This window comes from Vibrio hepatarius (assembly GCF_011806575.1).
Lineage (GTDB): Bacteria > Pseudomonadota > Gammaproteobacteria > Enterobacterales > Vibrionaceae > Vibrio > Vibrio hepatarius_A.
On record NZ_JAATOO010000024.1, the window covers coordinates 60,067 to 74,884 of the forward strand.

At 47.9% G+C, this 14,818-nt stretch carries 13 protein-coding genes; 10 read left to right on the forward strand and 3 right to left on the reverse strand.

What is annotated here, in order from left to right; translation table 11 throughout:
- The first annotated feature begins 1 nt into the window (after nucleotide 1).
- Entirely contained in the window at nucleotides 2-784 is a 783-nt protein-coding gene (fliR, locus tag HCZ42_RS17275; RefSeq protein ID WP_167422015.1) for a flagellar biosynthetic protein FliR, read from the forward strand.
- A gap of 14 nt (nucleotides 785-798) precedes the next feature.
- On the forward strand, nucleotides 799-1,929 hold the full coding sequence (flhB, locus tag HCZ42_RS17280; protein ID WP_167422016.1) for a flagellar biosynthesis protein FlhB: 1,131 nt from the start codon (nucleotides 799-801) through the stop codon (nucleotides 1,927-1,929).
- 20 nt (nucleotides 1,930-1,949) lie between these two features.
- On the opposite strand, the gene smrB is transcribed toward flhB, so the two are convergent.
- The gene (gene smrB, locus HCZ42_RS17285) at nucleotides 1,950-2,480 is read right to left on the reverse strand and encodes an endonuclease SmrB (RefSeq protein ID WP_167422017.1); all 531 of its coding nucleotides are present in this window, start codon (nucleotides 2,478-2,480) and stop codon (nucleotides 1,950-1,952) included.
- A gap of 63 nt (nucleotides 2,481-2,543) precedes the next feature.
- On the opposite strand from smrB, the gene prmB reads away from it, so the two are divergent.
- Both prmB and aroC read left to right on the forward strand, forming a co-directional pair.
- Nucleotides 2,544-3,476 (forward strand): 50S ribosomal protein L3 N(5)-glutamine methyltransferase, encoded by a 933-nt coding sequence (gene prmB / locus HCZ42_RS17290; protein WP_167422018.1) that lies wholly within the window; start codon nucleotides 2,544-2,546, stop codon nucleotides 3,474-3,476.
- 187 nt (nucleotides 3,477-3,663) lie between these two features.
- Nucleotides 3,664-4,749, forward strand: a complete 1,086-nt coding sequence (aroC, locus tag HCZ42_RS17295) for a chorismate synthase (RefSeq protein ID WP_167422019.1) — start codon at nucleotides 3,664-3,666, stop codon at nucleotides 4,747-4,749.
- Between the two features lie 59 nt (nucleotides 4,750-4,808).
- Here aroC and HCZ42_RS17300 read toward each other — a convergent pair whose 3' ends face one another.
- Complete coding sequence (locus HCZ42_RS17300; protein ID WP_053409475.1) at nucleotides 4,809-5,432, reverse strand: trimeric intracellular cation channel family protein; 624 nt, start codon at nucleotides 5,430-5,432, stop codon at nucleotides 4,809-4,811.
- Between the two features lie 222 nt (nucleotides 5,433-5,654).
- Between HCZ42_RS17300 and HCZ42_RS17305 the strand changes: the two genes are divergently transcribed.
- Nucleotides 5,655-6,185, forward strand: a complete 531-nt coding sequence (locus tag HCZ42_RS17305) for an elongation factor P hydroxylase (protein ID WP_167422020.1) — start codon at nucleotides 5,655-5,657, stop codon at nucleotides 6,183-6,185.
- Between the two features lie 110 nt (nucleotides 6,186-6,295).
- Nucleotides 6,296-6,559 (forward strand): YfcL family protein, encoded by a 264-nt coding sequence (locus HCZ42_RS17310; RefSeq protein WP_167422021.1) that lies wholly within the window; start codon nucleotides 6,296-6,298, stop codon nucleotides 6,557-6,559.
- Nucleotides 6,560-6,625: 66 nt separating this feature from the next.
- On the opposite strand, the gene mnmC is transcribed toward HCZ42_RS17310, so the two are convergent.
- A complete protein-coding gene (mnmC, locus tag HCZ42_RS17315) occupies nucleotides 6,626-8,644 on the reverse strand; it encodes a bifunctional tRNA (5-methylaminomethyl-2-thiouridine)(34)-methyltransferase MnmD/FAD-dependent 5-carboxymethylaminomethyl-2-thiouridine(34) oxidoreductase MnmC (protein WP_167422022.1) in 2,019 nt (672 codons plus the stop codon).
- A 128-nt stretch (nucleotides 8,645-8,772) separates the two neighbouring features.
- Between mnmC and fabB the strand changes: the two genes are divergently transcribed.
- From fabB to HCZ42_RS17335, 4 genes are all read left to right on the forward strand, one after another.
- The gene (gene fabB, locus HCZ42_RS17320; protein ID WP_167422023.1) at nucleotides 8,773-9,984 is read left to right on the forward strand and encodes a beta-ketoacyl-ACP synthase I; all 1,212 of its coding nucleotides are present in this window, start codon (nucleotides 8,773-8,775) and stop codon (nucleotides 9,982-9,984) included.
- A 253-nt stretch (nucleotides 9,985-10,237) separates the two neighbouring features.
- Nucleotides 10,238-11,371, forward strand: coding sequence for a 4-phosphoerythronate dehydrogenase (locus tag HCZ42_RS17325; protein WP_167422024.1), 1,134 nt, complete (start codon nucleotides 10,238-10,240; stop codon nucleotides 11,369-11,371).
- On the forward strand, nucleotides 11,368-12,381 hold the full coding sequence (locus HCZ42_RS17330; RefSeq protein WP_167422025.1) for an aspartate-semialdehyde dehydrogenase: 1,014 nt from the start codon (nucleotides 11,368-11,370) through the stop codon (nucleotides 12,379-12,381). Before HCZ42_RS17325 ends, HCZ42_RS17330 begins: the two co-directional genes overlap by 4 nt.
- A gap of 200 nt (nucleotides 12,382-12,581) precedes the next feature.
- Nucleotides 12,582-14,818 (forward strand): FimV/HubP family polar landmark protein (locus HCZ42_RS17335; protein WP_303047962.1); only part of this gene is annotated, 2,237 nt, incomplete at its 3' end.

Below are 14,818 nucleotides of genomic sequence, written 5' to 3' on the forward strand. Positions count from 1 at the left end.
TATGGAATACCCGGCTAGCCTCATACTTGACTGGATCGCCAATTACTTTTGGCCGTATACCCGCATTGCTGCGATGTTGATGGTGATGTCGGTGACTGGTGCGCGCTTTGTTTCCACTCGGGTTCGACTCTATTTAGGTCTAGCAATTACGTTTGCCGTGATGCCAGCGATCCCTGCGGTTCCAGACAATATCCAGCTGCTTTCGTTCGCAGGATTTATGACGCTGCTCGAGCAGGTCATCATCGGCGTCGCAATGGGTACCGTTACCCAATTTATGATCCAGACGTTTGTAATTCTCGGTCAGATCTTAGGTATGCAGTCGAGCTTGGGTTTTGCTTCGATGGTTGACCCGGCAAACGGACAAAACACGCCATTGCTTGGTCAGCTGTTTATGTTTCTCGCCACCATGTTCTTTTTGGCTACCGACGGTCATTTGAAAATGATCATGCTGGTGGTGATGAGTTTTAAATCGCTGCCAATCGGTACAGGTTCGCTGACTAACGTCGACTTTCGTGAATTGGCTATGTGGTTGGGAACCATGTTTAAAGTAGCGCTGAGTATGTCATTGTCCGGCATTATCGCGCTGCTGACGATTAACCTTTCCTTTGGTGTGATGACGCGTGCAGCGCCTCAGCTCAACATCTTTTCCCTTGGTTTTGCGTTTGCCTTGATCGTGGGTTTGTTGCTGTGTTGGTACATTCTCGGCGGCTTGTTTAATCACTATGAACTATTCTGGCTACAGGGTGAGGCGCAGATTTGCAGTCTTATCCGCTTGAACTGTTAAGTTAGGAGACTGAATTGGCAGAATCAGATGGTCAAGAACGCACCGAAGACGCCACGCCCAAGCGCTTGCAACAGGCTCGTGAAAAAGGGCAGGTTGCAAGGTCAAAAGAGTTAGCGTCGGTATCGGTATTAGTGGTTGGTTCTATCGCCTTAATGTGGTTTGGCGAGAGCCTTGCACGTGCCTTGTACACCATTATGGGCCGTTTGTTCAGTCTATCGCGCGAAGAGATATTTGACCTGCCAAAGCTAATGGATATCGCGTTAGGTTCACTCTCCAGTTTAATTGCTCCGTTGATTCTGATCCTCGTTACCTTGTTTGTCGCTGCGGTTGCTGGCGCGGCTGGGGTAGGAGGGATCAGCTTTTCTGCCGAAGCGGCGATGCCGAAACTGTCGAAAATGAATCCGCTCAGTGGCCTGAAACGTATGCTCGGAATGCAAAGTTGGGTTGAGCTGATTAAGTCGATTCTTAAAGTGGCACTTGTTTCTGGCATGGCATTTTATCTGATTAACGCTGCCAAGCAGGACTTGTTTCAGCTTAGCTTGGATGTGTTTCCGCAAAATATCTTCCACGCCTTAGATATCCTGCTTAATTTCGTCTTGTTGATCAGTTGTTCACTGCTGATCGTCGTCGCAATCGATATCCCATTTCAGATTTGGCAACATGCTAATCAACTTAAAATGACCAAGCAAGAGGTCAAGGATGAGTACAAGGAAACAGAAGGTAAGCCGGAGGTAAAAGGTCGGATTCGTATGTTGCAGCGTGAAGCGGCGCAGCGCCGAATGATGGCGGAAGTGCCTCAAGCGGACGTGATTGTCACCAACCCGGAGCACTTTTCAGTCGCACTCCGCTACAAACAGAATTCAGACCGCGCACCTATTGTGGTCGCCAAAGGGACTGACCATATGGCGCTCAAGATCCGTGAAATCGCCCGCGAACATGATATTTATGTGATTCCAGCGCCGCCGCTCGCACGTGCGCTTTATCACTCAACGGAACTTGAACAGGAGATTCCAGACGGCCTGTTTACTGCGGTAGCGCAAGTGCTGGCTTACGTCTTCCAACTTAAACAGTACCGCAAACGGGGAGGGCAGAGACCAAACCTCAAAACGTCCGAACTACCGATCCCGCCAGATTTACGTAAGTGACGGGAGCGACAGGCTTGCAGTTACTTCTCGGGAATAGACAACAATACGAGCAGCGCACCATCACCGCCAAATTCTAACGGAGCTTGGTGGAAAGCCATCACATCTGGATGCTGAGCAAGCCACAGTGGTGCTTTCTGCTTGAGGATATGTTTACCGATGCCGTGTTGAACGCAGGCACACGCGATTTCGTTCTTAATACAGTACGCAATCATCGCACCTAGCTCACGTTTGGCCTCTAACTGAGTCATGCCGTGCATATCAAGAAACACATCCGGTACATACACGCCGCGCCTTAGACGTTTGACCTCATATTGGGAAACATCATCACGCGCATAGCGGGTCGGGCCATCTTCACTCAGTAAAGGTACAAACTCATCTGAGAAGTAAAATTCGCTGTCGCTTGCTTCTCTCGCATCTCGCTTGATTTCTTTTTGCTTAGTGTTTCTTTTTGGTTGCTGGACTATGGTATCCTGTCGCAACTTTTTTACGCCTTGTACTGCATCCCTGAAAAGGGCGAATTCGTCATCGATATCGGTGTCTTTTTTGCTCATCGGGTTTATAAATACGTATATCAAATGTTATTGGCAGTATTGTAGCGCTTTTCGGAGGCAATTTTGGATAAGATTTTTGTAGAAGAAGCGGTATCAGAACTTCACACGCTTCAAGATATGATTCGTTGGACAGTGAGCCGTTTCAACGCCGCGAACCTATTTTATGGTCACGGTACTGATAACGCATGGGATGAAGCGGTGCAACTCATCTTGCCTACGCTGTACCTGCCAATCGATGTGCCTCCGCATGTAATGAATTCACGCTTAACCACCAGTGAGCGCATGCGCATTGTTGAACGTGTGGTAAAACGCATCAATGAACGTACTCCGACCGCCTACCTGACCAACAAAGCGTGGTTCTGTGGTCTTGAGTTTTTTGTTGATGAACGTGTACTTGTGCCACGCTCTCCAATCGGTGAACTTATCCAAGCTGAATTCCAACCTTGGTTGGTTGAAGAGCCAGTACGCATTATGGATCTATGTACGGGCAGTGGTTGTATCGCGATTGCGTGTGCGTATGCCTTCCCTGACGCTGAAGTCGATGCGATTGATATCTCAACCGACGCGCTGCAAGTGGCCGAGCAAAACGTTCAAGACCACGGTATGGAACAGCAGGTGTTCCCAATTCGCTCTGACCTGTTCCGCGATTTACCAAAAGAGAAATACAACCTGATCGTATCTAATCCACCATACGTGGACCAAGAAGATATGAACAGCCTGCCAGACGAGTTTACTCACGAGCCAGAGCTAGGTTTAGCGGCAGGTACCGATGGTCTGAAACTGGTTCGCCGCATTTTAGCCAACGCGCCGGACTACCTGACCGACAGCGGTATTCTTATCTGTGAAGTTGGCAACTCGATGGTTCACATGATGGAGCAGTATCCGCAGATTCCATTTACGTGGATTGAGTTCGAAAACGGCGGCCACGGTGTATTTATGCTAACTCGTGAGCAAATGCTTGAACACGCAGAAGAATTCTCGCTCTACAAAGACTAATAAAGTCTCGTAAAGCACAATGAACAACCACGCTAAGTCGCAAGGCTTAGCGTTTTTTTATTCTTAAAGGAAAGCAAAATAGTTCCACTTTAGGGGTTTACATCAAACCGTAATAAAGACACTATGAATTTACGAACAATTGACGTGTAAAGCTCAATTTACGGAGCAAATAAAATTTGAGGAAGTAATGGCAGGAAACAGTATCGGACAACATTTCCGAGTCACCACATTCGGGGAGAGTCACGGTATCGCACTAGGATGTATCGTCGACGGATGCCCTCCAGGCTTGGAAATTACAGAAGCAGATATTCAAATCGATTTGGACCGTCGTCGTCCGGGCACTTCTCGCTATACCACTCAGCGTCGTGAACCTGATGAAGTTAAGATTCTCTCTGGCGTGTTTGAAGGTAAAACCACGGGTACTTCAATCGGTCTGCTGATCGAGAATACAGACCAGCGCTCGAAAGACTATTCTGAGATCAAAGATAAGTTCCGTCCGGGACACGCTGATTACACCTACCACCAAAAATACGGTATTCGTGATTATCGAGGCGGCGGTCGTTCGTCAGCTCGTGAAACCGCAATGCGTGTTGCGGCTGGGTCGATAGCGAAGAAATACCTAAAGCAGGAATTTGGTGTCGAAATTCGTGCTTACCTGTCCCAAATGGGTGACGTATCAATTGATAAAGTCGACTGGGACGAAATCGAGAACAATGCGTTCTTCTGTCCAGATGCCGATAAAGTCGATGCGTTCGATCAACTGATCCGTGACCTGAAAAAGCAAGGTGACTCGATTGGTGCCAAGTTACAGGTTGTTGCGACTAACGTGCCTGTTGGTCTTGGTGAGCCAGTCTTTGACCGTTTAGACGCGGATATTGCCCATGCGCTGATGAGCATCAACGCGGTGAAAGGGGTAGAGATTGGTGACGGTTTTGATGTTGTGAGCCAAAAAGGTAGCCAACACCGTGATACGCTTAACCCTGATGGGTTTGGCAGTAACCACGCGGGTGGTATCTTGGGTGGCATCTCTACCGGGCAAGATGTCGTCGCGAACATTGCGCTTAAACCAACGTCGAGTATTACGGTTCCGGGTGACACTATCACCAAACAAGGTGAGTCGACTCAGCTAATTACCAAAGGTCGTCACGACCCATGCGTGGGTATTCGCGCGGTGCCGATCGCAGAAGCGATGTTGGCAATTGTGCTGATGGATCACTTGCTGCGTCATCGCGGTCAAAACCACGGTGTCACAACCGAAACCCCGCAGATTTAATCGCATAAAAAACGCCAATCAAATGATTGGCGTTTTTTCTATCGACATATACCCAGCAATTAGTGAAGCGAGTTCTCTGCTTCCAACTGGAATGACGGCAAACGCCACTTGAATCTTACCGCTGCCATGCGCAGCATGTAACCAACGACGAGTGTCACGATGGTTGACGTTACATCGTTGATACCAAATTCAAGTAACGCAAGGTAAAGCGCAGACGCGACTAATGCGATCGACGCATAGAGCTCTTCGTGCAATACCAGCGGAGTCTGCCGACAAATTAAGTCGCGCAATAGACCACCAAACACGCCAGTGACGAGTGCGGACACCATACAGATCCCAGGGTGCAGCCCCATGCCTAACGCCACTTTGGTGCCGATGATACTAAAGACAATCAAACCTAGCGCATCAAGGCGAATAAACAGACCTTTTAATTTAATCACCCATTTAGCCAAGCCAGTCGTCAATACGCCAGCGACACAAGTGATGGCGAGGAACTCAGGGTTTTCTACCCAGCCCAATGGGTAGTGACCCAATAGAATGTCACGAACCGTACCACCACCAATTGCCGTTGCACTAGCAACCAGCATCACACCAAACCAGTCCATTTTTCTGCGCCCTGCGCTCAATGCACCCGTCATCGCTTCAGCGGTAATACCAATGATATATAAGACACTTAACAGCATAGCCATATCTCAAATTTGTGAAGCCGTTATAAGGCGGCGGTATCATATAATGAATGCGTGAGTGTATTAGGAAATGTGATCTGTGACGAATGAGATTTTGTGAGGGTGAAAACGTTTGACTTATAACTATTTCTAATGTCACTAAGCTGGTGTTCAAATTTGCATTTATCCACAAAAATAGTGAGAATGCCCCCGCAGTATATAAGCTTTCGATGATTTAGCATGAGCCACGCTTACCAAGACCTGATTAAGATTTTTAATGACACCTTCTTTGCCGAGTACAACACCAAGTTGGAATTAGGCAACGATGAGCCTATCTATTTACCTGCTGATGACGCAGTGCCTTACCACCGAATTGTTTTTGCCCGTGGCTTCTACGCATCTGCGATGCATGAGATTGCCCACTGGTGTGTGGCTGGGCCAGAGCGTCGCTTGTTAGAAGACTTTGGTTATTGGTATGAACCGGACGGGCGTACCGAACAAGTTCAGGCTGAGTTCGAAAAAGTTGAAATTAGGCCGCAAGCGTATGAATGGATTTTGTCGTTAAGTGCGGGTTTTCCGTTTACGGTAAGTTGCGACAACCTCAATGGTGATTTTGAACCAGACCGTCTCGCTTTTATGGCAAAAGTGCATCAAGAAGTGGTGAGCATTTTTGAGCATGGAATTCCGCCGCGTGTGAAGCAACTTTCTCAAGCACTGCGTGAATTTTACCAAGTTCCGGAATTGCAGCTTTGCCAGTTCGAAGTGAAGTAGCGGTCACTAGGTGAATGGTTTGAAAATCGGTAGTATTTGCGTTCACTTTGTCAATATGAGAAGCTCGGCGCTGATTTCAAAATGCAAACTGATTTAGGCGAAAAGCAACAATGATTATTGAATTTGAAGAGAAGCTACTTGAGCTGATTGATGCACGTATTTCTAGTGCGTCTGATGATGAACTCTTTGCTGGTGGTTACTTACGTGGTCATATTTCGCTGTCAGCTGCATCATGCGAAGAAGAAGGCATTAACGATGTGGAAGAACTAAAAGTCCGCATTCAATCTAGCCTTGACCATGCGCGCTCTGAGCTTAGCCCAGCAGACCGTACAATCGTCAATGACCTATGGAATGACCTTGCTAATCAAGCGTAATGCAAGTATCAATTGATAATAAAAAACGCCTCGATTGAGGCGTTTTTTATTGCGCGTTATTCATGGTTATAGCTCGGTTATCGCTTTGCCTTTACGCAGTTTACGCACCCACATTCGGCTTGGGTGAAGCTGTTCTAATACATCAACGGGTAGTGGTAACGGGTCTCCGCAGATTTGCGAAGCCAGTGTTTCCGCCAACAGTGGTGCGGAACTTAAACCTCGAGATCCTAACCCTAACAGACAAAATAGATTTGGATAGTGCGGTACGGTTGCCGCGTCTTGTTCAGCGGTGGTTTGGAGATCCTTATAGACCTCTTTCGTTTCTTCTAATGCCCCCACATTGCCGACAAAAGGCAGATGGTCGCGGCTAACGCAGCGAATCCCTTGGCGAGATTGATTGCCAGACGTATCCACTTGCTCTGGCCATTCTTGATTCGGAACACATTTACGCAGCTTATCGCCGTTGTCTTGCTGCGCTGCTGGGTCAAACTCGTAATCAAGATGATTGCGGTCGTAGCTGGCTCCAATGCAATGTTGGCCGTTGGTTGGATTCACTGGCGTCATGTAGCCGTCGTAACAAAGTACGGTTTTTAGTTGGCTCAATGTTTCCGTGGTTGGAATGTGGCTCACTTGACCTTTCACCTGACCGAGCGGGGTATCAGCGGTTTGCGCGATGTCGCCAAACTGGTGACCGTTAGCAATGACGACTGCGCTGTGTTCATGACTCTGACCGTTCGTTGTCACGTGCCACGTTTGTTTGTCACTATCCCAGTCCAGCTTATCTACTTTGCTGTTGAAGTTCGCGGTAAATAGCGGGTCTTGCTGCAGCGACGAGATTAACCCCTGAGTTAGCTGCGCTGGGCATAACCAACCGCCTAACGGGTAGTGGATGCTCGCTTGGTCGATCGGTAAGCCAATTTTTTGACTGGTTTCTTCAGCGCTGAGTTTTGTCATCAATTCGGCCGGAAAATTGCCTTGAAGCATCTTTTCTAGTTTCAGTTGCGCTTTTTCATCCCACATAAGCTGGGTGACGCCACACCAGTCATGGTCAAACTCCACTGACTCTGCTGCTTGTTCGACGAATTGACGAGCAAACAGAAACGCAGGGGCAAAAACACGCGAGACATTGCTGTGCGAACCGTTAAGTAGTGGATACACCGCGCCTTGTCGGTTACCCGATGCGCCTTGTGCGGCTTGTTCATCCTGGCAGTACAAGGTCACTTGTTTGCCACGCCTGAGTAACGTTTTGGCTAGCGTTGCGCTGGCGATGCCGCCACCAACGATGGCGATAGATTCTGCAGATGTGGTGCCTATACGGGCAAACCAAGGCTTAACGTTGCCTTTGGCGTGACGTTCTTTCAGTGCTCCAGCGATCATGTCACGCTTAGTACCAAAGCCTTTGACCTTTTTCATCTCGAATCCGGCTTCAATCAGCCCACGGCGCACAAAACCAGCAGCGGTAAACGTCGCGCAGGTGCAATCCATTTTGGCGAGCTTTGCCATACCGTTAAACAGCTCTTGATTCCACATTTCAGGGTTTTTGCTCGGTGCAAATCCATCGAGGAACCAAGCATCGACGATACCTTTCTCAGCCACTGGCACTTTCGGCATGCAATCTTTAATGTCGCCAAACCAAAGATCCAGCGTCACCGCGCCATCTTCTAACACAATACGATGACACTCAGGGACTGCGATAGGGTAGTGCTGTTGCAGTTTTTGTGCGTACTCAGCCAACTCTGGCCACGCTTGATGCGCTTTGACTAGGTCTTCTTTGTTCAGCGGGTACTTTTCAAAGCTGATGAAATGCAGCTCTTTTAACGCGGCGTCAGGATTTTCTTGTCTAAACTGATTGAACCACTGCCAAACCGCAAGAAAGTTAAGACCGGTACCAAAGCCAGTTTCTCCGATAACAAAGCGGCGCTCGTCATAATCCTGCCATCTTTGTGGGAGATGATTTTGGCCAAGGAATACGTAACGTGTTTCTTCTAAACCGTTTACGTTTGAGAAATAGACGTCATCAAACTGGTCAGAAACAGGTGTACCTGCGTCATTCCAGCCAAGTTGTGCATTGGTAATCGAAGTCATAATGTCAGAATATGTGTAATTAAAGCGATAAACTGGAATCGATTGTACGGATTTATGGGAAAGCTGACCACTTTTGCACTGTAACTTCGTTATTATCTAGCGGAACTTAGAATTATAGGAATGTCATAATGAAACGTGTCGTAATCACCGGTATGGGTATTGTTTCGAGTATCGGTAACAACGTCGAAGAAGTTTTAGCGTCTCTAAAAGAAGGTAAATCTGGTATTACTGCGTCTGAGCAGTTCAAAGAGAAAGGTCTTCGTTCTCAGGTATGGGGTGATCTAAAAATCAACCCGGCAGAACATATTGACCGTAAACAGATGCGCTTTATGGGTGATGCGGCGGCGTATGCATACCTATCTATGGAGCAAGCAATTGCGGACGCAGGTCTAACTGAAGATCAAGTGTCTAACGACCGTACTGGTATTGTTGCAGGTTCTGGTGGTGCTTCTGCGCTAAACCAAACTGTTGCAACTGACATCATGCGTGAGAAAGGCGTAAAACGTGTGGGTCCTTACATGGTTCCTCGTACTATGTCTTCAACTGTATCTGCTTGTTTGGCGACGCCATTCAAAATCCGTGGTGTGAACTACTCAATGAGCTCTGCATGTGCAACATCTGCACACTGTATTGGTCACGCAATGGAACTTATCCAACTGGGTAAACAAGACATCGTATTCGCTGGTGGTGGTGAAGAACTAGACTGGTCTCAAACTATGATGTTTGATGCGATGGGCGCACTATCAACCAAGTACAACGACACTCCAGAAAAAGCATCACGTACTTACGATGCTGCTCGTGACGGCTTCGTTATCTCTGGTGGCGGCGGCATGCTAGTGGTTGAAGAGCTTGAGCACGCATTGGCGCGTGGCGCGAAAATCTACGGCGAGATCGTTGGCTACGGCGCAACTTCAGATGGTTACGATATGGTAGCGCCATCTGGTGAAGGTGCGATTCGTTGTATGAAGATGGCAATGCAAGACGTTGACGGCGTGGATTACGTGAACACTCACGGCACATCAACACCAGTGGGTGACGTCAAAGAGCTAGGCGCTATCCAAGAACTCTTTGGTGACAACAGCCCAGCAATTTCTGCAACTAAAGCGATGACTGGTCACGCGTTAGGTGCGGCAGGTGTTCACGAAGCAATCTACTCAACCCTAATGCTGGACAACGGTTTCATTGCGCCAAGTATTAATATCGAGAATCTGGACGAAGCAGCACAAGGCCTAGATATCGTTACTGAAGCTCGTGAAGTAGAATTGAACACTGTTATGTCAAACAGCTTTGGTTTTGGTGGTACAAACGCAACTCTAGTAATCAAAAAGTACCAAGGCTAACTGAATTTGCCGAGCACGGTCTTGGCAAAACAGTTTCCAGAGCTGACTAACTCTATTGAGATTAGTCGAACAGACGCAGACTCTGACCCATGGAGAGCGGGTTAGGATCCTTTTGTTCTGGAACTTTGCCCGGCAATTTGCCGGGCATTTTTCTTTCTAAGCCGTGTTTATCTCGACAGGCTCTCTACTTTTCTGCACAATCGCTTTTATTCTCATTTCACAGATAACGACAGGTAAGTCGCACACTCACGCCATGAAAATCCTAATCGACGAAAATATGCCTTATGCCGAGCAACTGTTTAGCCAACTTGGTGACGTTGTTCTTAAATCGGGTCGCACACTCACCGCTGATGACTTAGTGGATGTTGACGCTCTGATGATTCGTTCTGTCACCAAAGTTAACGCAGAGCTGATCGCCAAAGCAAATAAATTGAAATTTGTCGGTACTGCAACGGCGGGGATGGACCACGTTGATCAAACGCTATTGAAAGAGAAAGGTATTTTCTTTACCGCTGCGCCGGGTTGCAACAAAGTCGGTGTTGCCGAGTACGCTTTCAGCGTCATGATGGTATTGGCTCAGCAGCACGGTTTCTCGGTGTTTGATAAAACTGTCGGGATCATCGGTGCCGGACAAGTTGGTAGCTACCTACAACAGTGTCTGGAAGGAATCGGCATCAAGGTGCTAATTAACGATCCACCTAAGCAAGAGCAAGGCGATAGCCGCACGTTTACGCCGCTTGATACGTTGATTGAGCAGGCGGATATTATTACGTTGCACACACCTATCACCCGTGATGGCGAGTATCCGACTTATCACATGTTTGATGAAGCACGGCTCAACTCTCTGCGCGGTGATCAGATCTTGATTAATGCTGCACGCGGGCCGATCGTTGATAACACCGCACTAAAAGCAAGGTTGTTGAAAAACGATGGCTTTATCGCTGCGTTAGATGTGTTTGAATTCGAACCAGAGGTTGATATGGAGCTTCTGCCTCTGCTAGCATTCGCCACCCCTCACGTCGCTGGTTATGGCCTTGAAGGGAAAGCTCGCGGTACGACGGTGATTTTCAATAGTTACTGTGAGTTTTTAAATAAAGAATTAAACGCGCATGCCAGTGAGCTGTTGCCAACCGCGCCAGTGCCAAAGTTGGTACTCGACAGAGCGTGGGATGAAGCTACACTGCACACTATCACGCAGCTCATTTATGATGTGCGCAAAGATGACGCACTGTTCCGCCGCGAAATCAGTAAGCCGGGTTCATTTGACCTGATGCGTAAAAACTACTGGGATCGTCGTGAATACAGTGCTGTCACGCTAGTTGGCGATGAGTCTTGTAATCTCTCGCCACTGGCAAAACTAGGTTTTCAGGTTGAGGTAAATCAATGAGCCAACAATTTAACGTTGCCGTTTTAGGTGCGACCGGTGCGGTCGGTGAAACTATTTTGGAAGTTCTTCAAGAGCGTAAATTCCCTGTGGGTGAGCTATACCTATTGGCGAGCGAACGCAGTGAAGGTAAAACTTACCGCTTTAACGGTAAAACAGTAAAAGTTGAGAACGTAGAGAACTTCGACTGGTCTCAAGCGCATATTGCACTGTTTTCTGCAGGTGGTGAGCTGTCTGAAAAGTGGGCGCCAATCGCCGCAGATTCAGGCGTGGTCGTGATCGATAACACATCGCACTTCCGCTACGACTACGACATTCCTTTGGTTGTACCAGAAGTTAACCCAGAGGCGATCGCTGAGTTCCGTAACCGCAACATTATCGCGAACCCAAACTGTTCGACAATTCAAATGCTGGTGGCATTAAAACCGATCCACGATGCGGTAGGTATTGAGCGTATTAACGTGTCCACTTACCAGTCTGTATCAGGCGCAGGTAAATCGGGCATTGATGAGTTAGCAGGTCAAACCGCGAAACTGCTTAACGGCCTTCCAGCGGAAAACAACGAGTTTTCTCAGCAGATCGCGTTTAACTGTATTCCTCAAATCGATAAGTTTATGGACAACGGTTACACCAAAGAAGAAATGAAGATGGTTTGGGAAACGCAAAAAATCTTCAACGATCCTTCTATCATGGTGAACCCAACGTGTGTACGAGTGCCAGTTTTCTATGGCCACGCGGAAGCGGTTCATGTAGAAACTCGCGCGCCTATCGATGCGCAAGAAGTGATTAACTTGCTAGAGCAAACAGACGGTGTGGAAGTGTTCCACGGTGAAGATTTCCCAACGCAAGTTCGCGATGCTGGCGGCAAAGATAGCGTGATGGTTGGTCGTATCCGTAACGATATTAGCCACCACAGCGGCATAAATTTATGGGTGGTAGCGGACAACGTACGCAAAGGTGCAGCGACCAACGCAGTTCAGATTGCAGAAGTGTTGATCCGCGATTACTACTGATTGTTTACTGATAGCAATATCAAAGCCTCGCCAATGTGTGAGGCTTTTTTAATCGTGCGAAGCAAATTTGTGTGAGATTAATGCGATTATGGCGTAAGCCACACATTTTTTGGTTCTATACCTATAGTTTTCGCCTCTAGTTCCGATATATTTAGCAGTTAACCGAATTTCTTTTAATTGAGCACAAAGCTGAGCCTTATATGCGACGACTTTTACAGCGACTACTGTTGCCTTTAGCAATGGTTGCCGTGACTCAAACATCATTTGTAAGCGCAGAGATTCGCCTTAAAGGGCCGAATGGCGAGATCCAGTCATTTCCACAGTACTCTGAGCCGCTAGTGAATAATTCACGCAGTGCCGAGCCATCCCGATTTTACGGTCCGACATCTGGGCAAGAAACACTTTGGGGCATTGCGTCTAGTCTGCGTCCCGACCGCTCGGTTTCGATTCAACAGACGTTGTACGCGATCTATCAGCTTAATCCACAGGCTTTTGACGCTCAGAACATCCATGAGCTTATTCCAGGCAGTACACTGCGTGTTCCGTCGCTAGAGCAAATTAGCAGCGTCAGTACACAACAAGCCATTCGTGTGATGGATGCGCACCAAGCGCGTCTGCAGCCGGCTCCTCAACGTCCGACACCGGCGGTAACACCGGTGGCTGAACCTAAGACTGCTCAAGTTGCGCAGCCACAGCCAATACAACAAGTTGAAAACAAGCCGCAGCCACAGCAAGTTGACACTGAGCCAGCACCGCAATCGAACAACGATTTGGCTCAAATCGCCCAGCAAGAGAAAGTTCAAGAAACGAAGGCGCTAGAAAAGCAACTAGAGAGCTCAGAAAGCGAGTTGATGGCGCTGGAGGAAAAGAATCTTAAGCTGCGCATGATGTTGGCTCAGGTTCAATCTGAAGTTGATGTATTAAAAGACGAGCTCGGTGACGAGGACCGCATTCGCAACGAAGTGGAGAAGTTACTCGAAGCAGAAAGATTACGCCTTGCTGAAGAGCAAAAAATGGCACCTTCAGCATTGGATAAACTGCTCTCGAATACTTGGCTGGTCGCTGCATTGGCAATCATTCCTGGCTTATTGATTGGCGCCTTGGTGCTTATGCTGCTTGGTCGCCGTAAACAAGAGCAAGCGACCCAAGAAGCAGAGCAGCAAACGACACAGCAAACCGTCGCGCCGGTAGTGGCAGAAACCCTAGACAATGACGTCGATGACGAGTTGATCCTGGATGACGATCTGTTTGGTGAGTCTGAAGACGATGACTTGCTATTAGCTGATGAAGTAGATGCAGCAGAAGAAAGCGCGCAAGCGGATGATGCCGAAGAAGACGTCTTCGCGGGACTGGATGAGGATGAGCTCGATTTAAACCTAGAAGGTGAAGACGGTGAAGACCCGTTTGCGGGTATTGATGAAGATGGCGATTTGGATGATGCCTTTACCGATGTCGACTTAAGTACCAGTGATATCCAAGTCAAAGGCGAAGAAAAGGCGCTTGGGCTTGAAGAAATGGAACGCGCCTTCGATGAAGTGGTTATCGAAGATGAAAGCATAAACGAAGGGTTTGACCTGTCAGATTCTGACGACGACATGATGTCGCAAGATGACCTCGATGATCTCCTTGCTCAAGATATAACCTTGGATGAGTCGGATGATGAGTTTGAACTGGATAAGCAAGAGCCAGTAGCAGAGTCTGAACCGCTTGAAGATGAGTTAGATATCGATAGCTTACTGGCAGAAAACGCTGATTCGTTTGACTTAAGCGATGATGAAGAAACTCAGGTTGCGACGCCGAACGATGATATCGACGATATCTTCGCTATGGTAGAAGCTCAGTCTGAAGTCGATAGTGAGCGCAACCAAGATAGCGATGCGACTGACGAAGCGGCTATCGACTTAAGTGACGAGTTCGACGATGCATTTGATAGCAAGTTAGACGCAACGCAAGAACCGTCAACAGACGAAGAGAGTGCGTTTGACGAGCTGATTGGTTTTGAAGAAGACGAAGAATTCAGTGCCGATGAGACCAGCTTGTTGGATGAACTGGTTGATGAAGATGAGCTTGACTCTGAATTTAATTTAGACGCTGAACTGGACGAATTGATTGGCGGTGATATAGCCGAGGACGAGCTACAGCTTAGCGAAGACAGTACTGATCTACTGGATGAGTTCGTTGAAGATAACGATGCAGATGATATCGGCGACGAGAGTACAGAATTGTTCGAAGAGCTGCTGGATATTGAGAAGCAGGGCTTTGAAGAACCGGAAACTGCTGCAGAAGAAAGTTCTGAGCTTGAACCTGAATCGGTTGTCGAAGAACAAACGCTTGACAGCGAGCCTGAATTAGAAAATCTTGCAGAAGCAGAAGCAGAAGCAGAAGCAGAAGCAGAAGCAGAAGCAGAAGCAGAAGCAGAAGCAGAAGCAGAAGCAGA

Excerpts from the sequence above, each read along its gene's own strand:
- fabB (WP_167422023.1), top strand. The coding sequence starts at position 8,773 with ATGAAACGTGTCGTAATCACCGGTATGGGTATTGTTTCGAGTATCGGT.
- HCZ42_RS17310 (WP_167422021.1), top strand. The coding sequence starts at position 6,296 with ATGATTATTGAATTTGAAGAGAAGCTACTTGAGCTGATTGATGCACGT.
- HCZ42_RS17330 (WP_167422025.1), top strand. The coding sequence starts at position 11,368 with ATGAGCCAACAATTTAACGTTGCCGTTTTAGGTGCGACCGGTGCGGTC.
- HCZ42_RS17305 (WP_167422020.1), top strand. The coding sequence starts at position 5,655 with ATGAGCCACGCTTACCAAGACCTGATTAAGATTTTTAATGACACCTTC.
- mnmC (WP_167422022.1), bottom strand. The coding sequence starts at position 8,644 with ATGACTTCGATTACCAATGCACAACTTGGCTGGAATGACGCAGGTACA.
- fliR (WP_167422015.1), top strand. The coding sequence starts at position 2 with ATGGAATACCCGGCTAGCCTCATACTTGACTGGATCGCCAATTACTTT.
- smrB (WP_167422017.1), bottom strand. The coding sequence starts at position 2,480 with ATGAGCAAAAAAGACACCGATATCGATGACGAATTCGCCCTTTTCAGG.
- HCZ42_RS17325 (WP_167422024.1), top strand. The coding sequence starts at position 10,238 with ATGAAAATCCTAATCGACGAAAATATGCCTTATGCCGAGCAACTGTTT.
- HCZ42_RS17300 (WP_053409475.1), bottom strand. The coding sequence starts at position 5,432 with ATGCTGTTAAGTGTCTTATATATCATTGGTATTACCGCTGAAGCGATG.
- aroC (WP_167422019.1), top strand. The coding sequence starts at position 3,664 with ATGGCAGGAAACAGTATCGGACAACATTTCCGAGTCACCACATTCGGG.